Source organism: Pelagicoccus sp. SDUM812005, assembly GCF_031127875.1.
GTDB lineage: Bacteria > Verrucomicrobiota > Verrucomicrobiia > Opitutales > Opitutaceae > Pelagicoccus.
Map to the genome: position 1 here is coordinate 61,847 of NZ_JARXIA010000008.1, position 23,898 is coordinate 85,744.

Consider the following 23,898-nt stretch of genomic DNA (forward strand, 5'->3'; position numbering starts at 1 on the left):
CAGCTAAGGGCACGGTCCCCCTCCGCCTACCCATTCGAATTGACTCGCCGCCGCCCTTGCCCCCTTCAATGGAAGCAGAACCACGCGACCGCCATGCAAGACGATTCGAACTACCAAGCCCTCGCCCAAATTCTCCGCCAGCGCCGGACCACCAAAGCCATGGCCGACGCCCCCTGGCCCCCAAGCGACCCCGCCCCCGCCGCCATCGAAAAAATCCTCGCCGCCGCCACCGAAGCCCCCTTCCACAAGCCCGCAGCCCGCGAAAACCGCTCCGGAGCGCTAGCCGGCATCCAACCCTGGCGCTGCTACGTCCTCGACTCGGAAAACTGCCGCAAGCTCCGCCAGCTTCTCATCGAGCAAGGCGACAATACCAAGATCCCCCAAATGCTCGCCGTCGCCGATTACCTGATACAAGTCACCTGGCTCCCCAACCCCGCCGCCGAGCCCAGCGACGCCCTCTTCGAACCGAGTATCCAAAACATGGAACACATCGCAGCCGCGTCCGCCGCGATCCAAAACATGCTGCTCGCCGCCACCACCCTCGAATTCCCCAACTACTGGTCCAGCGGCGGCGCCCTCCGCTCCGCCGAAACCTTCAGCCTGCTCGGCATCCCCCCGACCGAGATCCTCCTCGGCTCCCTCTTTCTCTTCCCGCAAGACCTCGCCGACGCCACCACCAAAGCCGGCGGACTCCGCCACTCCCGTAGCCCCCACCAAGACTGGGCCCGCTACGTGACCTTGTAATGCCGGTCGCCCCGACGCCTCGTCTAAAATAATCCCTCTCGGGGCGCGATAAATCCTGCTCGGGGCTGAGGCGTCGACCGATTTTCGCCATAGTCGCGGACTCTGCAAACCCGCATGGCAAAAATCATGACTACCCAGCAAACTTTCAACTCTCTCGCGACCGCCCTAGGATTCCTCGGCGCCACGACCCTTTCCTTCGCCCAAAGCGAAGTCAGCGCCTCCGAGGACGTCATCGACCTCGCCCCCTTCGTGGTATCCGGAGAAACCTACGCCTTCGGCGCCCAAAAGATCGTCCACGTCACCGACAAGGACCTAGAGCGCCTGCAGGCCGTCGACCTCGCCGACATCTTCTCCCAAGACCCCTCCATCATGGTGGGCGGAGGCATCTCCGCTGCTGAAAAAATCTACGTGCGCGGCATCGAGGACAAGATGCTCAACGTCTCCGTCGACGGAGCCACCCAAGCTGGCTACCTCTCCCACCACCAAGCCCAGTACTCCATCGAGCCCGAACTGCTCAAGTTCGCCGAAGCCGAGCCTGGGGCCGGAGCGGCTTCCGCCGGACCGGGCGCCCTCGCCGGCGTGATCCGCTTCGAAAACAAAGGCGCCGCCGACTTCCTCGAAGGCGACGACACCTTCGGCTCCTTCGCCAAAGTCAGCTACGGCAGCAACGGCGACCAGCTCAAGCTCACCGGAGCCCTATACGGAAACGTCAACTCCACCCTCTCCGCCCTCTTCGCCTACACGTATTCAGAATCCAACGACTATAAGGACGGCAACGGCGACACCGTGGAACTCACCAGCAGCGACACCGACCGCGCCTTCCTCAAGCTCGACGCCCAGATCGACGCCAACCAGACGCTCGACTTCAGCTTCGAAGACCGCAGCAACGAAGGTACCTTCCGCCACCGACCTAACTTCTACGGCGACTTCAACCACCCTCGGGCCCCGAACGATCCCGTCTTCATGACCTTCGACCGCCAAACCGCCACCCTCGGCTACGGCTACGTCGCCTCCGATCGCAACCTGGACCTCCAGGCCAAGCTCTACCACACCGACAACAGCGTCGACCGCGCCGACCAATACGAGATGGGCTACGAAAGCCTCGGCTTCGACCTCTCCAACACCGCCGCCTACAGCGACCACACCGTCAACTACGGACTCAACTACCGCGACGACACTGCCTACTTCACCGGCAAGGGCCAAACAACTCTCCGCCCTCCCTTCTCCAGCTTCCTCCCACCGCTCGTCTACACCACCATCCCAGACGAGACCATCGAGATCCTCGGCTTCTTCGCCCAAGACGAATGGCAAGTCACCGACAGGCTCCAAGCTTCCTTCGGTATCCGCTGGGACGAATACGAATACAGCGACAAGGACGGCCAAACCTTCAAGGACTCCGGCTTCTCTCCCAACCTCGGTATCAGCTTCGCCGCTACTGACGAACTCGACCTCAACGTAAGCTACGGAACCGCCTTCCGCGGCGTTACGCCCATCGACCTCATCACCGCCAACGAAGGCGGCGTCACCAACCACGACTCCATCGATCCCGAGTGGGCCAAAAACCTCGAAATCGGTTTCCAATACGACAACGGAACCTACTTCGCCAACGGCACCCTCTACCAGCAACGCATCGACGACGTCATCCTCTCCAGCGGTATCCGCGACAACGGCGGCGACCTCGAAGTCGACGGCTACGACTTCACCTTCGGCCTTCGCCACGGCGAGTTCACCTCAAGCCTCGGCGTCTCCCACTCCAAGCCCGAACTCAACGGAGCCCCCCTCGTCGACACCGACTTCGGCCTCGGCAGCTCCTACGGCCGTACTTGGAACGCCAATACAGCCTACGCCTTTCCCGACCTGAAGCTCAACGTCGGCTGGTCGCTCAACTTCGTCGAGAAATACGACGAATCCACCGAACCGCTCGCCCACAAGCCATCCTACGCCGTGCACGACTTCTACGCCCAGTGGACCACCGGAGAAGAGGAAAACATCACCCTCACCCTCACCCTCGACAACGCCTTCGACAAGTTCTACGTCGACCAGGCCACCGCCGGCTACAATGGCCAACTCGCACGCGTCGCCGGACTGGCCGCCCCCGGCCGCGACATCCGCCTCTCCACCTCGATCAAGTTCTAGACAGCTCCAGACATTTTCATTGATCTACAAGCCGCCTCGCCCTCCGAGGCGGCTTTTTTACCCAACATCACCTTCGCATCCCTTAGTGCCCTTCGTGGGTAAAATGACATGCTCCGCAAAACCATTTTCTGGATACACCTCCTCTCCGGCCTGATCGCAGGCGCCGTTATAGCGATCATGTCCGCCACCGGCATCGCCATCGCCTTCGAAGCAGAAATCCTCGACTGGGTCGACCACGACCTCAGCAAGGTCGAAGTCCCAGCCGACACCTCCGCCAAACTCACCATCGACGAGCTACTCGCTCGCATCCCCGAGTCCTACCCCGATTTCAAGACCACCGCTTTCCAAACCTATCCCTCCAACGACAAGGCCTACAAGTTCCTACAAGGCCGCGATCGCGAACTCTACGCCAACCCCTACACCGGAGAATTTGCCGAGTCCAAAGCCGGCCCCGCACATCACGTCCTCCACACGCTCGAGGCCTGGCACCGCTGGTTGGGAGCGAGCGAGGGCACGAACTCCACAGGACGCCTCATCACCGGCGTATCCAACTTCGCCTTCCTCATCCTTTGCCTCACCGGCCTCTACCTCTGGTTTCCCCGCGCCCTCAAAAGCCGCCTCTTCAAAAAAGCCCTCACCCTCAACAAAAAGGCCAAAGGCAAAGCCCGCGACTTCAACTGGCACAACGTATTCGGAATCTGGAACCTGCCTGTATTAGTCATTCTCGTCGCCACCGCCGTCGTCATCTCTTTCAACTGGGGCCACAAGCTGGTCTTCCAACTCGCCGGCGAAGAAGCGCCCGAACATCGCGACTTCCGCATGCTCATGGTCAAAGCCCCAGCCCTGCCCGAGCACCCCGCCGACGCCCAACCGCTTCCGTATCAGGAAATCGCTGACAAAACGATTGCCGCCTTTCCCGATTACCAATTGCTCTGGGTCAACTTCCCCCGTCCGCTCCTGCCCGCCCAAGCAGTGCAGCCGCTCAACGTCGGCCTCTACCTGCCCGGATTCTTCGAGCGCGAACGCTACACCCCCATTTCCGTCGACCCTTTCACCGGAGAAGTCCTGCAAGCCACCCGCTTCGAAGACCGCTCCCCTGGCATGCAAGCCCGCGTCTGGGTCCGCTTCCTCCACACCGGCGAAGCCTTCGGCCTGTTCGGCAAGATCGTCGCCACCCTCGCCACCGCCGCCTCCCTCGTGCTCGTCTACACCGGCTTCGCCCTCAGCTACCGCCGCTTCTTCGGCTAGCCGAGAAAGTCCCGCCCCTCCCCCGCAAAGCTAAAAAAATCCCTCCCGGGGTCCTGGAAATCCCGCTTGGAGTAGCGGGCCGCCCCCTTTTCGTTCAGTCTCGCGCGCTCAAAAAGCTCACATGGCTGAACTCATGAAACCAAACTACAAATACAACTCTATCCTCGCCGCCCTCGGACTCCTAGGGCTCGCAACGCCACTGGCCGCCCAAGACGACGACGTCTTCGACCTGGCCCCCTTCACCGTGCAAGCGGACGGCGTGCAAAAGATCCTCCAGATCACCGAGCGCGACCTCTCTCAACGCCAGGCCACCGACCTCGAGGACGCCCTCTCCCTCGACCCCAGCATCACCGTCGGCGGCTCCACCGCCGTCGCCCAAAAGATCTACGTGCGCAGCATCGGCGAAGCCATGCTCAACGTCAGCGTGGACGGAGCCTCCCAGTCCGGCGCCCTCTTCCACCACCTCGGTCGCAACGTGCTCGAGCCAGAACTGCTCAAACGCGTCGAAATCCAGTCCGGCATTGGCAACGCCACCGACGGTCCCGGCGCCCTCGGCGGAGCCATCCGCTTCGTCACCAAGGACCCCAGCGACCTCCTGCGCGACGACCAGCAGTTCGGCGGCCTCTTCAAGTACGGCTACTACGACAACACCGACGGCTACAAGGCCAGCGCCACCCTGTATGGACAATTCAACGACGCCTGGAGCGGCCTCGCCAGCTACGTGACCTCCGAGCACGAAGACCTCGAAGACGCCGACGGCAACGCCTCCCCTGGCTCCAACTCCGACCAGGAAGTCCTCTTCGGCAAGATCGTCGGCGAACTCTCCAACGGCCAACGCCTCGAATTCAGCTACGAAAACATCCTCGAGTCCGGCGACCACCTCCGCCGCCCCGAATGGTCCTTCGTCGGCCCAGGAAATCCACTCCTCTATCTCGAGTCCGAGCGCGAGACCGCCGTGCTCAGCTACACCCTCGACTCCGAGCAAAACGACTGGCTCAACCTCGACACCCGCCTCAGCTTCAGCGAAGGCGAGATCCGCCAAGGCGCCGAAGACGCCTACCACGGCAACATCGAAAGCAAGCAGCTCTACCTCGCCAACTCTCAAAACCTCGGCATCCACGAGCTCACCTACGGCCTCGACTACCGCGAAGACGAGATCGTCTCCGGCACCGTCGGCTCCGCCTTCGACGGCCAGGAAGACGCCAACGTCAAAGGCCTCTTCATCCAAGACCGCATCCAAGCCTCCGAAGACCTCGTCGTCACCCTCGGCGCCCGCTTCGACGACTACGAGCTCAACGACCTGCAGGGCCAGAAGATCAGCAACGACGACTTCAGCCCCAACATCGGACTATCCTACACCCTCTCGCCTGAGATCACCCTCACCGCCGGCAGCGCCCACGCCTTCCGCGGCCCCGAGATCAACGACGCCTTCAAGCTCTGGGAATGGAACGGCCGCTACGGCTCCAACAACGATCCCAACCTCAAGGGCGAATCCGCCCGCAACAACGAAGTCGCCATCAACTACGCCAAAGACGGATTCTCCTTCGAGTTCGGCCTCTTCAAGAACAAGATCGACGACATCATCGTAAACACCGAGGAAGCCGACAAGGACGCCCTGCGCTCCGTCCCCTGGGGCACCTTCTACACCAACCTCGGCCAGCTCGAAACTGAAGGCTTCTACGCCCGCACCAGCTACAGCGCCGATAACTACAACGTCAGCCTCCTGTATGACAATGCGGATACAACCGTAAACGGACACCAAGCCACCCGCTACCAGTACGGCTCCATCGCCGCCACCATGGGCAGCACTTGGGTGCTCGACGCCTTCTGGAAGGCCAACTCCCAACTCGACCTCGGCTGGAACGTCCGCCTCGTGGAAGGAGTCGACGACATCGATATCCTCATCCCCTCCTCCGCCTACGGAGACACCACCGGCAGCATCGACAAGCCCGGCTACAGCACACACGACATCTACCTGCGCTGGAGCCCCGAGTTCATCGAAAACGTAACCCTCAACCTCACCGTGAAAAACGTCTTCGACAAGCTCTACCGCAGCCACGGCAGCATGGAGGACTTCTCCCACATCCCTGACTACGAATCCATCGTCGGCGCCTACGAGCCCGGACGCGACATCCGCCTCTCCGCCTCCTACAAGTTCTAGACAGCGACACCATTTCATTGATCATCTAGCCGCCTCGCCCGTCGAGGCGGCTTTTCCATTCAATAGCCAACTTCCTCCTTCCATGCTTCGCAAAACCATATTCTGGATACACCTCGTCTCCGCCCTCGTCTCCGGAGCCGTCATCGCGATCATGTCCATCACCGGCATCGCCATCGCCTTCGAAGAGGAAATCCTCGCCTGGGCCGACCGCGAAGTCTCCCGCGTCACCCCGCCCGCCGACGCGACACCCTTATCCATAGAACAAATACAAGCCATCGTCCGCCAAGAACGCCCGGACTACGCCTTCGACTACCTCAACGTCCCAAGCGACCCCGGCGAAGCCTACCAATTCCTCGTCAAGTGGGAAGACCCCCTCTACGTCAACCCCTACACCGGCGAACTCGCCGAAAGCCGCGCCCACACCGCCCACGAAATCCTCCACGAACTCGAAATGTGGCACCGCTTCCTCGGCATGGACAGCGAAGACACTTGGCTCATCGGCCGCCACATCAACGGAGCTTGCAACCTCGCCTTCCTCCTGCTCTGCCTCACCGGCCTCTACCTCTGGACGCCTCGCGTCCTCAAATGGCGCCTCATCAAGAACGGCCTCCTCCTCAAGAAAAAGTCCACCCGCAAGGCCCGCGACTTCAATTGGCACACCGTATTCGGATTCTGGAGCCTCCCCTTCCTCCTCGTCCTCGCCGGCACCGCCGTCGTCATCTCCTACGAATGGGGACACAAGATCCCCTTCCTCCTCTACGGCGAACAACCCACCAAATCCCGCACCTTCGGCATGATGGCCGTCCCACCCGCTACCCTCCCCACTCCGCCAGACGGCGCCACCTTGCTCCCTAACGACCAACTCATTGCCTCCACCCAGCAACGCTTCCCCGACTGGGAACACATCGGCATCCCCGTATCCACGCAACCAGTACGCGAACCGGCCACCCGCCCCGTCGAACTCTACCTGACCCGCCCCGACTACATGCCCAGCCGGGCCTGGACCCCCGTCGAGGTCGACCCCTACACCGGAAAAATCCTGCAATTCACCCCCTTCCAAGAGCGCAGCCCCGGCCTCAGAGCCCGCGTCTGGACCCGCTTCCTGCACACCGGCGCCGGCTTCGGCACCTGGGGCAAGATCGTCGCCTGCCTCGCCACCGCCGCCTCCCTCGTGCTCGTCTACACCGGCTTCGCCCTCAGCTACCGCCGCTTCTTCCGCAAGTAAATGCCAGGCCCAGCGACCCCCAAAGCCGCCATCCCTCGCCCAATCTGTTGCGAACGTGTCTCATTTGCATTTGACAGGCAAAACGGCGGCGGCTAGATCCGCTTTTCCGTTAAACCGAGATGGAGGAGCTAAAGCAAAACCCAGCGCCCGCCTTGACGACCTACTGCCCGTTCAAGGCTCCGTCGCGCTTGACCGCGTCCGCCGCCGGCCCGGCCCTCGAACTCAAGCGCTTCGAGCAGCGGCCCGGCATGAGCTTCGTGCGAGCCGCCGTGGCCTCCCCTATCGAAAGCCCGCTCGACTGGCCCGCCCGCTCCTTCCTGCAAATCGCCTTCCTCGCCAGCGGATCCCTCCGCATCTCCCAGGCGGACAAGGGCGAAATTGCCTGCCAAGCCGGCGACTGGCTGCTCATCAAGCCCGCCCACGCCCCCCTCAGCTTCCTGGCGCCCGAGCCCGCCAAGCTGCTCTGGATCGGCTTCGACCAGCAAGCCAGCCAAGGCCTCACCGGCTTCTCCGACACCATTTCCCCCCAGCTCACCGACGCCAATCTCCCCCACCTCAGCGGCCACCCCAGCACCGGACGGCTCCTCGCCATCGCCCAGGAGCTGGCCGCCCTCGAGGGCGACAACACCCGCGAACGCCTGCTCATCGAGTCCAAAAGCCTCGAATGGCTCGCCCTCATCCTCGACCAACCCGTCTTCTCCCCCTGTCGGGCCATCGCCCCCCTGCGGGACGCCCGCGAGCAAAACGCCCTCGCCGCCGCCGCCCGACTCATGGAGCAACGCTTCGCCGAAGACCACTCCATCGCCAACCTCAGCCGCGCCGTCCACCTCAACGAGTTCAAGCTCAAGCGCGGCTTCAAGGAACTCTACGGCACCACCATCTTCGGCTACCTCCGCCAAATCCGCATGGAGAAAGCCCGCGAAATGCTGCGCCAGCCCAACGCCTCCGTCATCGAAACCGCCAACGCCGTCGGCTACTCCAACCCCAGCCACTTCGCCCGCGCCTTCAAGCAAGCCTTCGGCATCAACCCCAGCGAAGCCACCAGCAGCTAAGTCGATGAGCTCCCTTCCCGCCAAGAATCCCTCTCGGGGCTGCCGAAATCCCGCTCGGGGTAGCGGACCTCGCCAAAAAACGGCATACTACGCTCACATTTTTCGGAAACACTATGTCATTAGAGGGGACGGTTCGTTGGCGCGAACCGTCCATTCTAGCATCCACCATGAAGCTTAAAATCAAGTCCCTCTGCGGTCTCAAAAAGACCACCATCAAAGAACACTTCGACGAAATCCAGCTTCTCGTGGCCCGCCCACGCTACGTATGCGGCAAGTGCGCCCGCGTCGCCGGTTGCAGCAGCCACCTCTGCAAGGCGCGGAAGCTCAGCGCTTAAGCGGACAAAGATTCCGGCGCGCACTCGACAAACCGGCGCGCTCGTTACACCCTAACGCCATGAATCTTTCCGACAAACTCATCTCCGCTCTCAACGAGCAGATCGGCATGGAATTCCAGGCCTTCTACTCCTACCTCTCCATGGCTTCCTACTTCGAAGCCAACGCTTGGGACGGTTTCGCGAACTGGATGTCGACCCAGAGCGACGAAGAACGCACCCACGCCATGAAGTTCTACTCCTACCTGCTCGATCGCGGAGCCACCGTAACCCTGCCCGCCATCGAAGCTCCCAAAAAGGACTTCGACTCCCCCCTCGCCGTCTTCGAAGCGAGCCTCGCCCAAGAAAAGAAGGTCACCGCCGCCATCAACAATCTCTACAAGATCGCCCACAGCTGCGACGACTACGCCACCGTCTCCTTCCTCAAGTGGTTCATCGACGAACAAGTCGAAGAGGAAAAAAGCGTGGGCGACATGATCGACAAGCTCAAGCGGGCCGAAGGCAATACCGAAGCCATGTTCATGCTCGACCGCCTCGCCGGCGAACGCTCGCCCGAAGGCGAGTAACGCTCGCCGCCATCCCCTCTACCCGAACCTCTCGCTCGCCGCGCGAGCGAGAGCTCCCCTACATCGGCGGTCCTTGGCGTCCGCCGCCACCGCCACCAGGGCGACGACCTCCTCCCCCGCCGCCTCCCATCGGACGGCCTCCCACCTCCATCTTGTATCCATCCGGCAAGGACAGAAAGCTATCCACCAAGGCCATCTCCTCCAAGGAAACCGCCTCCATCGAAAACGCATTCTTCCCCGAAGCCTTCGGAATCTCGATCTTCAAGGGAACGCCCCCTGCCCGCTCCCTGAAATAGAACGACAACACCTGCTCCTTCCCCTCGAAGCCCTTCAAGCGCGGCAGCGCCTCCACCGGAAAAAGACCCAAGTCCTCGTTCCACCAAAAGCGCAGCTTCTTGCCCGGCCCCTTCAAAACCTCCGCTACCGCATCGCGATCAAGCAAAGCCGTCGTCTCGCCAGAAACCGACAGCAGCTTCTCCAAGTTCGGCTCCTTCTTCTCCTCCTTCCAGCTGCGGCCGCCCGACGGAGGCCCGCCTCCCGGACCGCGGCCACCCGACCGCCCCAAGGCCCGGTAGCTCTCGCCCCCGCTGTTGACCAAATACGCCTCCCCGCTTTCCAGATTTCCTAGGCGCAGCTCGAAAAGCTGGCTCCCGCTCCGCAGCTCGGAACGCCAAAGGTTCCCCTTCACCCAAAACGAATAGCTCATCTCCATGCCGCCGCTATTGACGGCATAGTCGATGCGACCTTCGAACGGACTCGCCCCGCTCGCCGAGCCAAGCCCCAAAACCAAAGAAAAGAAGAAAGAGAAGAAAGCGAAACGCATCCCCAGCCAGACCCAAGCCCGCCAAAGCCGTTTCACCAAAGTTCCTACATTACGAAAATGTAATCCGGGCTAATGGGCCTCCGCCTCGTCGACCTGCACGTAAAACGGACCGCTCACCTGCTCCAAGGCCGCGTAGTTGCGGATCCGCTGGATGGTCGCCGCCGTCAACCAGTTCCCCGCTTCCACCAAAAGCACGTCGCTCACCGTATAGATGTCCGACACCACGATCTGCCCCGGCTTCAAGCTCTCCAGATCCAAAGTATGCACCGGCTTCTCCTTCGAGATCGAAGTCGACAGGTAGTCCGGGTAATACTTGAAGCAAAGCTCCAGCACCTGCGGGTCGTAGTAGCCCGCCCGAGAACGCATCTTCTCGTGGGCAGCCTTCCCCGAGACCCCCTCCCGCTCCAGCTCCATGCGATCCTCGAACACCCGCAGCATGCGAGCCCCCAGAGGAATCGACTGACCCGCCCGCTCATCCTTCGGGTAACCGGTACCATCGAAATTCTTCCGCTGGTACTTGATGATGTTAGCGATCTTCTCGAGCTTCGGTACCGCCGAAACCAAATCGTATCCAATTGTTGGAACGCTACGGATAATTCTCGACTCGTGCCCAGTGAGATCCTCCCCCGACTCGAGCTTCGCAATCAACTCCGACGGCAACGAAGTGTATCCAATCGAAGACAACAAAGCCGCCACTTCGTACTGCCACGGACTCTTCATCTTCAAGACCTCCATAAACGGAGTCAGGCTCGCCTTCAGCCTCTGCCCCCGTCCGAGCGCAAACGGAGCCACCATGCCCAGCACGTCGGTCAAAACCTTCACGCAGCCCGCCACCGTCTTTTGCAGGTCGTTGTGCTCGAGCTTCATCAAATCGTGCTGATGCGCCGCGTCATTGATCGCGCCCACCAGGTCCTCAACCGAACAAGGCTTGTTGAGAAACCGATAGACATGCCCGCGGTTCACGGCCTCCGTCGCCGTCTCCTGGTCCGCATTGCCCGTCAACATGATGCGTACCGAATCCGGAGACACCTCGATCGACTTTTCCAAAAACTCCACCCCATTCATGCCCGGCATCTTCATGTCCGAAACGATGATCCCGATCGGCCCGTCCTTGCCCAAGATCTCCAAGGCCGCTTCCGCGGAGTCAGCCGTATACATGTCGAAACGCTTGCGCATGTTGCGGCGAAAAGCCGCCAAGACGCTCGCGTTGTCATCTACAAATAAAACCTTCATATCGTCGCATTCCGTCAAAAAAAACTAGTCCGTCGCCTCGATCGGGATCGTAACCCTAAAAGTCGTCCCCACGCCGAGCTCGCTCTCGCAGTCGATGCTCCCGCCATGCGTATTCACCACGATGTTACGCACCATAGCCAGGCCCTGACCCGTTCCCTTTCCAACGTCCTTGGTCGTAAAAAACGGCTCGAAAACGCGGGACCGCACCTCCTCGGCCATGCCCGTACCCGTATCGGCAACTTCGATACAAACGCACTCGCCAGCGACCTTCGTCCGCAGGCCAATCCGTCCCTGACCCGCTTCCGTCGCTCCAATCGCATGAGCCGCATTGACCACCAGATTCAGGATCACCTGATTGATCTGGTCGACGCGACACGCCACTTCCGGCAACTCCGGATCGAAATCCAAGTCGAGCTCCGCCACGCCCTTCCATTCGTTTCTGGATACGTTCAAGGTGTTCTCGATCGCGTGGTTCAAGTCCGTCTTGCACTTCTCAGGGGAAGACGGATAAGAAAATTCCTTCATCGAACCCACGATCCTCGCGATCTGGCTCAGGCCATCCAAGCTCTGCTCGACCGTTTGTGGGATCTCCTCCTGCAAAAACTCCAAGTCGGACGATTCCATCGCGTCCAACACAGCCTGCCGCTCCGCATCCAACTCCTGGATACCCTTGCTCTTCTCCAGCAAAGCGCCGCAGGCCGCAAGCACCTCGCCGATGTCCGAAAACGCATCGCCCAGAAACTTGACGTTGTCCGACACGAACTGGGTCGGCGTGTTGATCTCGTGGGCGACGCCAGCCGCCAAGGAGCCGATCGCCTCCAGGCGCTGGGCAAGCTGCAAGCGAAGCTCCAGCTCCCGTCGCTCCTCCTCCTCGCGCTTCTTGCGCGTGATGTCCCGGGAAATGCCATAGGTCCCCACGATCTTCCCCTCCGAATTATAGAGCGGAAGCTTCGTCGTAGAAACCCAAGTCTCCGTCTGGTCCTCCCAGACCTCCTTCTCCTCCTGATCCAGGATCGGCTCCCCCGTCTCGATGATCCGCTTCTCGTCCTCGTAAGCCTTCGAAGCGTGCGCCACCCCGAAGAAGTGAAAGTCCGTCTTGCCGATCACCTCGTGCGGATACTTCAGCCCGAAACGCTTGATCAAGCAATCGCTCGCCCGCAGGAAGCGGCTCTCCCTGTCCTTGAAATAGACCGCGTCCTTCGTATGGCCCAGGAGCGCCAACAGCAGCTCCCTCTCCTTCCAGCCGCGCATCGTCTTGAACGTCGAATTCGTCAGCGGCTCGCCATGCAAAAACAGGTACCGCCCCTCCAAGCCATCCCTGTCCGAGCTACGCCAAAACGTCACCTCCGCCGGGATGTCTCCTCCCCACAGGTCGCGCAAGGTCAGGCTCCCGCTCCAAGCCCCCGTCACCTGCAACATCGGATACACCTGGGAATCGAAAATCCGCTTCGCGCTCAAGGATACGATATCGGACAGCAGAAAATCGTCCGACATCTCCCCGCCCTCGAAAATCGGGCTCAAGATCTTCTGCCCAATCGCATTCACGAAGGCCACCTTCAAGTCCGGATAGCTAAAGGCCACTCCCAGGGAACTGTCGCCCAGCACCCCGCGCCCTTCCAAAAGCGAGCTCAAGGTTTGGATACGCCGAGCATCCGCTCCGCTGGAAACGCCGGCATCCTGATTCGGGATGTCCTTTTCTGAGTCAATCATATGGGACTATATAGCATGGGGTAGCCGACACGCGCCCGAAGACGCCAACGGCAGGAGAGTCATTCTTAAAAGTTCGGCAAAACAAAGCGCGTAATGAAGCATCCGCCACCCCCCAAGCCCCAGATTAACAAGCTCTTTTCGAATTAACGCCCGTCGTCTGAGGAAAAGTCCCCACAAGCAGCCCTCCCCATTCCCCGTTCCCGACACCATCCCTCGCAAGCGAACGGAACGCACCGCGCCGTCCGAGCAAACCTTGCTATTTCACCCGCCCCCAACATACCGTAACGCACCACTCATCCAGAGCCATGTCGAGCCAACCTCCCCCTCTCACCCACTCCCACACCTTCGGCCAGGAGAAGCAAAAATCCGGCGAGAAACGCACCCTGATCGTCATCGCCATCACCCTCGTGATGATGGCCGTCGAAATCACCGCCGGCACCGTCTTCGGATCCATGGCCCTGCTCGCCGACGGCCTGCACATGGCCTCCCACAGCGCCGCCCTCGCCATCACCGCCTTCGCCTACATCTACGCCCGCAAAAACGCCGCCAACCCCAAGTTCAGCTTCGGCACCGGAAAGGTGAACGCCCTCGGCGGATTCACCGGCGCCCTGCTGCTCGCCGGCTTCGCCCTCATGATGGCCTGGGAAAGCATCGAACGCCTCCTAAACCCCGTCGAAATCCAGTTCAACTGGGCCATCGGAGTCGCCATCGTCGGCCTCGTCGTCAACGGAGCCAGCATGTTCATCCTCGGGGACCACCATCACCACGGCCACAGCCATTCGCACGGCCACGACCCTAAACACCACCACGAACACGAGCACTCGCACCACCACGACCAAAACCTCCGCTCCGCCTACCTCCACGTCATGGCCGACGCCCTCACCTCCGTCACCGCCATCTTCGCCCTGCTCGCCGCCAAGTTCTTCGGCTGGGTCTGGATGGACCCCATCATGGGCATCGTCGGCTCCCTCCTCGTCGCCAACTGGTCCGTCGGCCTCATCCGCAGCTCCAGCCACACCCTTCTCGACTACCAAGCCCCCCAGAAATCCATCGACGCCCTCCACCGAGCCATCGAAACCGAGGACGAAAAGATCGCCGACCTCCACATGTGGTCCATCGGCCCCGGCATCTACAGCGCCATGCTCACCATCGTAGCCAAAACGCCCGCCAATCCCAACACCTACAAAACCCGCATCCCCGCCCAGCTCGGCATCGTCCACACCACCATCGAAGTCCACCCCCAGAAAACTTAGGGACCAGCGCCTCGCCCCCGCCCCGCCAGGCCGCCCTCCACCTTTCGCTTTTCACCCTTCACATTTCACCCTTCACCCCCCAGCCTCTGCGACTTTCTCAACCCGAAACACTTTAAGAAAGCCGTGGAAACACCCGAAAACTCCCCCTCCCAAGACACTCCCAACAACCCGCTCGCAGCCGTCCAGCAAGCCATCGCCCAAGCCGACGCCATTGCCCAAAAGGACCGCAACGCCTACGCCGAAGCCGTCAAAGGCTTCGACCACGCCCTCGAGCTCCTCGCCGCCCCCGAGATCGAAAGTTCCGACGCCACCCGCCACCTCTCCGGCTGGGCCGAGATGGGCAAAGCCAACGCCTACTCCAACTCCGACACCCAAGAAGGCATCGAAAAAGCCATCGCCGGCTACCAAGTCGCCCTCAAGCACTTCGAGTCCATCGATGAGCAAGCCGACTCCCACAAGGCCGACATCGCCGCCGTCTGGGGCAACATCGGCCACACCCAGTCCCGCGTCCCCACCAAGGAAACCCTCGAGCAAGCCACCAACTGCTTCCGCCAGTCCGCCGCCATCCTCCAGGAACTTCCCTGGAAGGAAACCCCGCGCTACCGCCACCAGCTCGCCGCCACTTACCTCAACCTCGGCAACGTCTACGCCCGCCAAAGCAACCCCCAAAAGCCCGAGCAACGCACCGTAGACGCCTACCAGAAAGCCCTCGAAACCGTCGGCGACCTACCCCTCGAAGAAGCCCCCATCGGCGCCCTCGTCGCCAGCATCCGAGCCAGCCTCGGCCGAGCCCTCATGTGGAGCGCCGACGCCGAAAACCTCAAGCTCGCCATCGCCTCCTTCGACGAAACCATCAAGGTCCTCGCCGGCATCAAGGACAAGTCCGACCCCCGCCTCGTTATCGAAATGGGCTCCGCCCACGCCAACCGGGCCAACCTCTTCAGCCGCGCCCAGCCCACCAACGAGACCGTCCAGGAAACCATCAAGTCCTCCGAGTTCGCCCTCAAGATCGCCGAACCCAACGAAAAGACCCACCTCGTCGCCGCCGAGATCTCCCTCAGCGCCCGCCGCTCCTACTGCCACGCCTTCGGCATGCTTATCGGCAACCAAAAGCCCGAAGCCCAAGCCGAAATCCACGACAAAGCCTCCGACCTGCTCGAGGACGGCCTCAAGCTCGTAAAGTACTGGGAAGAAAAAGGCGCCCAAGGCCTCCGCCAAGCCGCCCAACACCTCTTCCACCTCGGCTGCGCCTTCTACTGCACCCAGCAGCCCCACTTCCTGCCCGAGTTCATCCAAGAGAACATCGACGCCGACAAGCCCGACCCCGTCATGCGCCAGTCCGCCGAGAAGACCGTCGCCGAAGCCATCGAGCGAATCCAGAACTCCGATGCCAAAGACAGCGAAGTCGCCGGCGCCCTGCAAAGCACCCTCAACATCCTAAAAGCCCAAGCCAGCTAACGCAGAGCCAAAGCTTCACCTTCCCCGCCGCAGCCCTAACCCCGCTGCGGCTTTTTCATACCCATCAGATCACCGCCCGCTTCGTGCCCCCAGCCCCCTCGCTCATCAGAGCGATATCCTCCCCGCCACCCCCACCAAAAACCCAAAAAGATCTGCGTCCATCTGCGGGCTAAAAGAACGCAAACGTTTTACCCCTCCTTCCCAAATCCCTTCCACAGTAGGACAAACGCCGCCACGGCCAACCCCGCGCCCATCGCATAGATCAACCGCTGGTCCACCCCAGCCACATGCCCCGAAAGAGCTGTACCCACGAAACGACTACTTCCAATCACCAGCATCGTATAAACGCCCTGGATAGAGTTGCGATTCGACTCGCTCGCCAAACCATTCACGACATTCGGCGGGATCACCATCATGGCGCAAATCATCGCCCCATGGAAAACCTGCGTACCCACCGCAACCCACAAAACAGGAAACCCATACATCAGCCCGAAACGCAGCACCGTCAACGCCACGCAGCCCAACATCACCGCCCGCAAGCCCCAGCGCTTCTCCAGCCGCGACAGCCCCAAGATGCACGCCACCTCGATCACGGCCCCTGCCAAAATCACCACTCCCAGCCAATGCCGGGCCAAACCCAGATCCTCCACCAAGAAGACCGGATACATCGTGTGGTAGGCCGCCGAAGCGCACAGCAGCAAAAACATCGCCCCAGAAAACAAGACCGTCCGCGGCCCAAACAAAGCCCTCACCGCTTCCCCCGTCGGCAATCCCTTCGAACGCTTCGCCAATTCCCGCTTCCCCCGCTGCGGCAAGAACCACGTATTCACAAACAAAATACTATAACAAGCCACTCCCGCCCAAATCGGCAAGCTCACCTCCCCCGTCCACCGAATCGGAAAGAACAGCAAAGCCAAAATCCCCACGTATCCATAAGTTCCCCACACGCGGACCCGACTGTACTCCAGCGGTGCCTCCCCCCGCTCCCTCTGCTGACGCTGGATGCCGAAAGTCACCCCATCCAGCAAGGGCATCATCGCCGTCACGCAAAGCGTCATCGCGAAGTAGCAAGCCGTCAGCGCCCAGAAGCTCGCCGACATCAACATCGCCGCTACCGCGCTCGCCGCCAAAACGCTCAAGCCTGCCAGCAAGCGGCTCGGCGACACCCGCGTATCCGCGATCAAGGTCACCACCGCCGGGCTCAGCATGATCGCCCAGCCCGAAATTCCCAACGCATAGCCGATCTGCTCCTCGTCCAATCCCCGCTCCTTAAACAGCAAGGCGATGTACGGCTGCACTGCCGCGAAGGAGCCGAACAAAAGAAAAAACTGAGCATTAAGAGAGCGCATCCCAACCGCTTAGAATCCCCAACCTCCAGCAAACGCAACCCCCGATCTCGCCCTTCTCTTCACACAATAGAGCCATCCCCGTAGCGCGGAGCTTCAGCCCGCGCCCGCACAGCAGGAGCATTCGCCTCGAACTCCGCAGGGTTGGACCTTGCTCCAGAACGCAATGCAGTATCCGCCACCCTCTTACGCAAAACAAACCCAACGTTATATTCTTTTTGCGCATGCTGTAGACGACTCACGCCTCCCCCACAAAAAGGCGGCGAACCTCTCCAAGAGATTCGCCGCTTAAAATCAAAACGCTGTCCTAAGCGCTCTCAATGCTCGTGCCCGTGTCCATGCACGTGCGAATCGAAAAACTCCTTCGCCGCCTTCACGAACTCCGCCGGATCCTCCGCGAACTCCTTGCTATCCGTCTCGATCGCCATCACGCCCGACCAATCGTCGCCCAAAATCTCCTCGAACAGCTCGTCATAGTTGCTGTTCCCCAAGCCGATAAAAGTATCCGTCAGCTGCAGTTCCCCTTCCGGATAATCCAAGCGCTTGTCCTTCAAATGCATATCATAGATCCGGTCTCCATAATTCCGATACGTAGCCGCTGCGTCAAATCCCGCCGCCGTCACCCAGCCGATGTCCATGCATACGCCGATCCGGTGATCCCGTTCCGCCAAGATATGCTTCACCGTCGAAGGGTTTCCGTAGGTCGAATTCCGACCATGGTTGTGCACCACCACCTTGATGTCGTACTCGATCGCCAGCTCCTCCAAGTTGCCCCAGATCATCTGGTCGCCCGGCTCCACCACGATCAGCTCCATGCCAAACAGCTCCGCCAGCTCGAACAGCTTGCGGTTGTCCTCCTTCTCCAAAGTTGTCCGGCTCACCCCGATCGTGTACGCCTTCACTCCGTGGCGATTCAAGAACGCCAGCTTCTTCAAATTCACTTCCTCCGAATCGTTCGGATCCAAGTGACGGCTAAAGAACTGCACGTATTCGATCCCGTTCGCCGCCGCGAACTCCACCGTCTCCTCGAAACTCATGTTCCGACAGGTCCACGACTGCAGACCCAGCTTCGGTGCAGCCGACACGCTGGCAGTTGACAAAGAAAGCGCCGCAAGCGCTAGGGTAATAGACTTTCTCATGGGCATAAGGCCTCCATACGATCCCAATTCCCCAGCTCGATCAAGCTCCCACTCGCATTGCAGCGATCGCCCCAAAATCCTTCGAAACGTCCGCCAAAACCCGCTACCCCCTAAAAAATGGGGGCAGGGGCTTTCGTGGCCCTGTCGCCGCCCTCGGACTCGGTGCAGCCAAGGCTAGGCGAATAGCCCCGCGCGGTTCCAATTTCCCCGCAGCCGGCAGCACGGAAATTAGACCTTGCTGAGTCCGCTGGAAAGGATTCCTCTTACAAGAGTAGGCGCGAGATGCCTCGCCTCCCCCTTTTTTCATCACCTTCACATCCCCCTCTCTTCCCATGTTTCTGAAGTTCTTGCGCTACTTTCTGCCCATCGCGATCCTAGCCTGCTGCGGCTACTTCACCTGGTATCTCCTCTCCGTAAGGCCCGAACCCTCGAAATGGAACCGGCAACCCTTCGAACCGGAAGTAGACGTATCCACACTTAAACTACAAGACTACCAAATCGTCCTTCGCTCCCAAGGCATCATAGAAGCCCGCACCCAAAGCGCCTTGATTCCCGAAGTACGAGGACGCATCTTAAGCGTATCGCCCAGCTTTCGCCCCGGAGGCTTCTTCGAGAAAGGAGAACTGCTGGTGGAGATCGACCCCAGCGACTACGAAACCGATCTCGTGGTGGCCGATGCCGCCCTCGCCCAGATGGAGCTGCGCTACGCCGAGGAGAAAGTGCGGGCCGAACGCGCCGAGCTCGACTGGAAGCGCCTCGGCAACGAAGACGAAGCGCCCGAGCTCGTGCTCCGCCTCCCCCAAATGCGCCAGGCCGAAGCCAACCTCGCCTCGGCCCAAGCTCGGGTAAAAACCGCCCAGCTCAACCTCGAGCGCACCAAGATCGTGGCCCCCTACGCGGGACGCATCTTGGAAAAGAACGTCGACGTGGGCCAATACGTATCGCCCGGCAACAAGCTCGCCACCATCTACGCCATCGACTTCGCGGAAATCCGCCTCCCCCTTTCCGAAGCCCAGCTCGGCTTCATCGACCTGCCGGAAAGCTACCGCGACTCCGAGGAAGACCCCAAGTTCAACAAGGACGTCCAGCTCCGGGTAAAGATGGGCGAACAGCAGTACGACTGGACCGGCCAACTCGTCCGGGCGGAGGGCGCCTTCGACCAACGCAGCCGCCAGCTCTACGTCGTCGCCCAGATCCCCGATCCCTACGGAAGCAACGCCGAGGGACGTCCGCCCCTCAAGGTCGGCAGCTTCGCCATCGCCCACATACCAGGGAATCTGCTGCAGGACGTATTCGTGATTCCAAGACGACTCCTGAGGGAGAGCAGCTACGTCATCATCATCGACGGCGAGGATCGGCTGGTGCGACGCCACGTGACCCCTCTCTGGTCGGACGAAGAGAACATCGTAGTCAGGGACCAACTACAGGAAGGCGAGCGACTTTGCCTCACGCCTGTCAAGTACGCCACCTCCGGAATGAAAGTCCGCATCAAGCCGAGCCCCGAGGAAGCGAAAGCCAACGCGGAACGAGCCTACCAAAACTTCAAGAAGCTCATCGAGGAGCTCCCCGATACGCTCGACCTGCCGATTCATCTGAAGATCCAGATCGAATCCCTCCTGGCCGGCAACGACATCCACCAGTCGTCCGCCTTGACCGCCGAGCTCGTCCGCTGGGCCAAGCAAAACGGCTACACGATCCCCAGGGGGATCGATCGAGGCACCCGCGACCTGAAGGACAAGACCCGGGTCCCCACCAAAAGCTAGCCCTGCAGCCACATGAATTCCGCAATCGCCTGGTTCACGCGCAACTCCGTCGCCGCAAACCTCCTCATGGCTAGCCTCATCCTGGCCGGCGGCTACGCCTTGAAGAGCAAGATCCTCTTCCAAGAGTACCCAGACTACCCTAGCCGCAACATTTCCGTATCCGTTTCCTACCGCGGCTCCACTCCGGAAGAGGTCGAAGAAAGCATCGTCTCCCGCATCGAGGAAGCCGTCTACGACATCCCCGGCGTGAAGCGCATGACCGGCCGGGCCAGCGAATCCTCCGGCAGCGTGACCATCGAGGTGGAAGACGGCTACGAGATCGAACGCGTCTTCGACGAGGTCAAAAGCGCCGTGGACGCGATCACCACCTTTCCCACCGAAGCCCGACCGCCCCGCGTGCGACGCCCCCAGCTCCAGGAACGCGTCATCACCGTAGTCATCGCTGGCGACCTGAGCGAGTGGGACATGAAAAAGCTCGCGGAGCAAATCCGCGAGGAGATCACCAACCTGCCGGGCGTTTCCCTGGCGGACTTGCTGGCGGCCCGCCCCTACGAGATCGGAGTGGAAGTTTCGCCCGGTCGACTGCAGCAGTTCGGACTCACCCTAGACCAAGTATCCCGCGCCATCCGCTCCTCCTCCATCAACCTCTCCGCCGGCAACATCAAAGCCGACGGCGGCGACATCCGTTTGCGGGCCCAGAACCAAGCCTACGTGCAAGAGGACTTCGAGAACATCGTCCTGCGAGCCGACGACGGAGGCAGCCGCCTCACCCTGCGCGACGTGGCCACCGTCACGGATGGGTTCGACGAAATCCCCATGGTTTCCCGACACAACGGGCAACGTGCCATCGCCGTAAACGTCTACCGCACCGGACAGCAGAGCGCCATCGAGGTCGGCAAGACCGTGCGCGCCTACATCGAAGAAGCCCGCGAACGCATGCCGGAAGGCATCACCCTCAACCATTGGAACGACGACTCGGAACGCATTATCCAAAGACTGGATACGCTGGTGGATAGCGCCTTGATGGGCTTCCTGCTCGTGCTTGCCGTGCTCTCCCTTTTCCTGCGTCCCCAGCTCGCCTTCTGGGTCAGCCTCGGCATTCCGGTCGCCTTCGCGGGAGCCTTCATCGTGCTGCCCATGATCGGGGTCACCATCAACCTCATCACCCTCTTCGCCTTCATCCTCGTGCTCGGCATCGTGGTCGACGACGCCATCGTCACCGGGGAAAACGTCTTTCGCCACATGCAAGAAGGGGCCAGCCCCATCGACGCGGCGATCAAAGGAACTCAGGAAGTTTCCATCCCCGTCACCTTCGGCATCCTTACCACCATCGTAGCCTTCTACCCCCTTTCCGTCATGTCCGGTTGGCGCGGCAACATGTTCGCCCAGATCCCTCTCGTCATCATACCGGTGCTGCTCTTCTCATTGGTAGAATCCAAGTTCGTCCTCCCCGCCCACCTCAAGCACTGCAAAGATATCGGCCAGGGCAAAGGGACCCGCGGCCGCCTGCACTTCTTCCAGAAGATCCAGCGAGCCGTGGCGGACTCGCTCGAAACCTTCGTCCGAAAAGTCTACAGCCCCATCCTAGACGTCCTGCTGCACCACCGCTACTCGACTCTGGCAGCCTTCGTCGGACTTCTCGCCATCTACGTCGGCCTGATCGCCAGCGACTCCCTGCAATACCGCTACTGGCCCCGCATCCCGCGCGATACCTTGCGGGCCAACTTGACCATGCCCACCGGCACCGCCTTCGAGACGACCCAAGCCCACATGGACCGCATCGAAGCCGAAGCCCTGCGACTCAAGGAAGAGCTAAACGCCGCCAGCGACTATCCCATCATCACCGACGTATTCGCCACAGCCGGCGGGCAACCCTTCGGTAGCGGCTGGGGTGGCTCCCGCGCCGGCATCGCCGAGCGCGGGGAACTCGTAGTCGCCATGTCACTACAAGCCTCCAGCGAAAGCGAACTGGATACGGGCGACCTCTCTCGCATCCTGCGACTGCGCATCGGCGAGATCCCCGGCGTAGAGCGCTTCTCCCTCTCCTATTCGGGCGGAGGCGAAGCCCTCTCGGTCGATATCCGTAGCCGCAACTTCGAGAACCTCGTCGTAGCCTCCCAACTCCTGCAAGAGCGGCTCAAGGAATTCGGCGGCCTCTTCGACATCAGCGACTCCTTCGAGTCCGCCAAAGACGAATTCCAGATCAAGCTCAAGCCGCAAGCCGAACAGCTCGGCCTGAACGCCAGCCAAATCGCCGGGCAGATCCGCCAGGCCTTCTTCGGCATCGAGGCCCAGCGCATTCCCCGCGGTCGCGACGACGTACGCGTCATGGTGCGCTACCCGCTTGAGTACCGCAAGTCGCTGGCCACTCTGGAAAACATGCTCATCCGCGCCGGAAACGTGGAAGTGCCCTTCTCCTCCGTCGCCGAATTGGTCCCGGGCAAGAGCTTGCCGAGCATCTACCGAATCAACGGCAAACGCCAGATCACCGTAACCGCCGACGCCAACCCAGTCGAAGTCGACCTGGAAAGCATCCTCTCCGAGCTGAAGGATCGAATCATGCCCGAAATCTCCAGCTTGTTCCCAGATCTTGAATACGAGCTGAGCGGCGACTCGCGCGACCAGTACGAAGCCGAAAAGGAATTCCTCAACGGAATCTGGTTCGTCCTGATCGGCATCTACATCCTGCTAGCCATTCCGCTGCGCAGCTACAGCCGTCCGCTCGTAGTGATGTCGGCAATACCTTTCGGCATCGTCGGAGCCCTCATCGGGCACCAGCTGATGGGCTACTACGACCAAAACCTGAACATCCTCTCCATGATGTCCTTCCTCGGCATGCTCGCCCTCTCCGGCGTAGTGGTGAACGATTCCCTGGTCATGGTGGACTTCATCGGAAAAAAACAGAAAGAGGGCATCCCTATCCAGAAGGCGGTCCGCCTGGCCGGGGTGCGGCGTTTCCGGCCTATCCTGCTCACCTCTCTCACCACCTTCTTCGGTCTCGCGCCGCTCATGTTCGAGCAAAGCCGCCAATCCAAGTTCATGATACCGATGGCCATATCCTTGGGCTGGGGCGTCATCTTCGCGACCTTCATCACCCTCGCCCTCGTGCCCGTAATCACGCTGGTCTTCGACGACATCGGAAAGCTCTACCGCAAGCTGTACAGCAAGGACGACGAGGAGAGCGAAAACTAGCCCAAACGGAAGCTGCAGGGAGATTTACTTCGTCGGCGACAAAGGAGTCCCTCTCACTTCGTCGCTAGCTTTCGAAGCCGCGTCGCCGAGGAAGAACGCAATCAACGCCCGGATCACCTCCACCCAGTTGGCATAGGTATCCGGTTTTCGAACACAGGCGTTCGCCCCTGAGTCGTAGGCAATCTGAAAATCCTCCAGCAGCTCGCTCGAAGTAAATACGACCACCAACAAATCCTTCAGCCCCAGCTCCTCGCGCAAAATTCGCAAAGCGGAACAGCCGTCGAGGATCGGCATATTGATATCCATGATTACGAGCTGAGGCAGCGAGCCCTCCTGCTTCATCTTCGCAATGCGGTCGATCGCCTCACGGCCGTCTCTGGCGACCGTACAACCGCGCTCCAGTTCGATCGCTTCGAAAGCTTCGTGGAAAAGCAGAATATCGTCGTCGCTGTCATCCACGACCATGACGGACCTCGGATTGGAAGTGTCCTTGCAGCCTTCGCCATTCGTTGCCATC

General features: G+C 60.9%; 18 protein-coding genes. 12 read left to right on the plus strand and 6 right to left on the minus strand.

Going from position 1 to position 23,898, the window contains the following annotated elements; all coding sequences use genetic code 11:
* The first annotated feature begins 93 nt into the window (after positions 1-93).
* From QEH57_RS11070 to QEH57_RS11105, 8 genes are all read left to right on the plus strand, one after another.
* Positions 94-744, plus strand: a complete 651-nt coding sequence (locus tag QEH57_RS11070; RefSeq protein ID WP_309006791.1) for a nitroreductase family protein — start codon at positions 94-96, stop codon at positions 742-744.
* A gap of 126 nt (positions 745-870) precedes the next feature.
* Positions 871-2,880, plus strand: a complete 2,010-nt coding sequence (locus QEH57_RS11075) for a TonB-dependent receptor (protein WP_309006792.1) — start codon at positions 871-873, stop codon at positions 2,878-2,880.
* 108 nt (positions 2,881-2,988) lie between these two features.
* Positions 2,989-4,128, plus strand: coding sequence for a PepSY-associated TM helix domain-containing protein (locus tag QEH57_RS11080; RefSeq protein ID WP_309006793.1), 1,140 nt, complete (start codon positions 2,989-2,991; stop codon positions 4,126-4,128).
* Positions 4,129-4,249: 121 nt separating this feature from the next.
* Complete coding sequence (locus QEH57_RS11085; protein ID WP_309006794.1) at positions 4,250-6,289, plus strand: TonB-dependent receptor; 2,040 nt, start codon at positions 4,250-4,252, stop codon at positions 6,287-6,289.
* Between the two features lie 82 nt (positions 6,290-6,371).
* Entirely contained in the window at positions 6,372-7,514 is a 1,143-nt protein-coding gene (locus tag QEH57_RS11090; protein WP_309006795.1) for a PepSY-associated TM helix domain-containing protein, read from the plus strand.
* 119 nt (positions 7,515-7,633) lie between these two features.
* The gene (locus QEH57_RS11095; protein ID WP_309006796.1) at positions 7,634-8,566 is read left to right on the plus strand and encodes an AraC family transcriptional regulator; all 933 of its coding nucleotides are present in this window, start codon (positions 7,634-7,636) and stop codon (positions 8,564-8,566) included.
* 167 nt (positions 8,567-8,733) lie between these two features.
* On the plus strand, positions 8,734-8,901 hold the full coding sequence (locus tag QEH57_RS11100; RefSeq protein WP_309006797.1) for a hypothetical protein: 168 nt from the start codon (positions 8,734-8,736) through the stop codon (positions 8,899-8,901).
* A 59-nt stretch (positions 8,902-8,960) separates the two neighbouring features.
* On the plus strand, positions 8,961-9,464 hold the full coding sequence (locus tag QEH57_RS11105; protein ID WP_309006798.1) for a ferritin: 504 nt from the start codon (positions 8,961-8,963) through the stop codon (positions 9,462-9,464).
* Between the two features lie 58 nt (positions 9,465-9,522).
* On the opposite strand, the gene QEH57_RS11110 is transcribed toward QEH57_RS11105, so the two are convergent.
* The 3 genes from QEH57_RS11110 to QEH57_RS11120 are packed head-to-tail and all read right to left on the minus strand — an operon-like array spanning position 9,523 to position 13,230.
* Entirely contained in the window at positions 9,523-10,323 is an 801-nt protein-coding gene (locus QEH57_RS11110; protein WP_309006799.1) for a hypothetical protein, read from the minus strand.
* Between the two features lie 33 nt (positions 10,324-10,356).
* On the minus strand, positions 10,357-11,520 hold the full coding sequence (locus tag QEH57_RS11115) for an HD domain-containing phosphohydrolase (protein ID WP_309006800.1): 1,164 nt from the start codon (positions 11,518-11,520) through the stop codon (positions 10,357-10,359).
* Positions 11,521-11,544: 24 nt separating this feature from the next.
* Positions 11,545-13,230, minus strand: coding sequence for an ATP-binding protein (locus QEH57_RS11120; RefSeq protein ID WP_309006801.1), 1,686 nt, complete (start codon positions 13,228-13,230; stop codon positions 11,545-11,547).
* Between the two features lie 305 nt (positions 13,231-13,535).
* Here QEH57_RS11120 and dmeF point away from each other — a divergent pair, with 305 nt between their 5' ends.
* Positions 13,536-14,483, plus strand: coding sequence for a CDF family Co(II)/Ni(II) efflux transporter DmeF (gene dmeF / locus QEH57_RS11125; RefSeq protein WP_309006802.1), 948 nt, complete (start codon positions 13,536-13,538; stop codon positions 14,481-14,483).
* A gap of 123 nt (positions 14,484-14,606) precedes the next feature.
* Complete coding sequence (locus QEH57_RS11130; RefSeq protein WP_309006803.1) at positions 14,607-15,941, plus strand: hypothetical protein; 1,335 nt, start codon at positions 14,607-14,609, stop codon at positions 15,939-15,941.
* Positions 15,942-16,129: 188 nt separating this feature from the next.
* Here the strand turns inward: QEH57_RS11130 and QEH57_RS11135 are convergent, their stop codons facing one another.
* Together QEH57_RS11135 and QEH57_RS11140 are read right to left on the minus strand one after the other, a co-directional pair.
* Positions 16,130-17,290, minus strand: coding sequence for an MFS transporter (locus QEH57_RS11135; protein ID WP_309006804.1), 1,161 nt, complete (start codon positions 17,288-17,290; stop codon positions 16,130-16,132).
* 314 nt (positions 17,291-17,604) lie between these two features.
* Entirely contained in the window at positions 17,605-18,426 is an 822-nt protein-coding gene (locus tag QEH57_RS11140; RefSeq protein WP_309006805.1) for a sugar phosphate isomerase/epimerase, read from the minus strand.
* Between the two features lie 332 nt (positions 18,427-18,758).
* Between QEH57_RS11140 and QEH57_RS11145 the strand changes: the two genes are divergently transcribed.
* On the plus strand, positions 18,759-20,189 hold the full coding sequence (locus tag QEH57_RS11145; RefSeq protein ID WP_309006806.1) for an efflux RND transporter periplasmic adaptor subunit: 1,431 nt from the start codon (positions 18,759-18,761) through the stop codon (positions 20,187-20,189).
* Positions 20,190-20,201: 12 nt separating this feature from the next.
* The gene (locus QEH57_RS11150) at positions 20,202-23,381 is read left to right on the plus strand and encodes an efflux RND transporter permease subunit (protein WP_309006807.1); all 3,180 of its coding nucleotides are present in this window, start codon (positions 20,202-20,204) and stop codon (positions 23,379-23,381) included.
* Positions 23,382-23,405: 24 nt separating this feature from the next.
* Here QEH57_RS11150 and QEH57_RS11155 read toward each other — a convergent pair whose 3' ends face one another.
* A complete protein-coding gene (locus QEH57_RS11155) occupies positions 23,406-23,897 on the minus strand; it encodes a response regulator (RefSeq protein WP_309006808.1) in 492 nt (163 codons plus the stop codon).
* Position 23,898 lies beyond the last annotated feature (1 nt).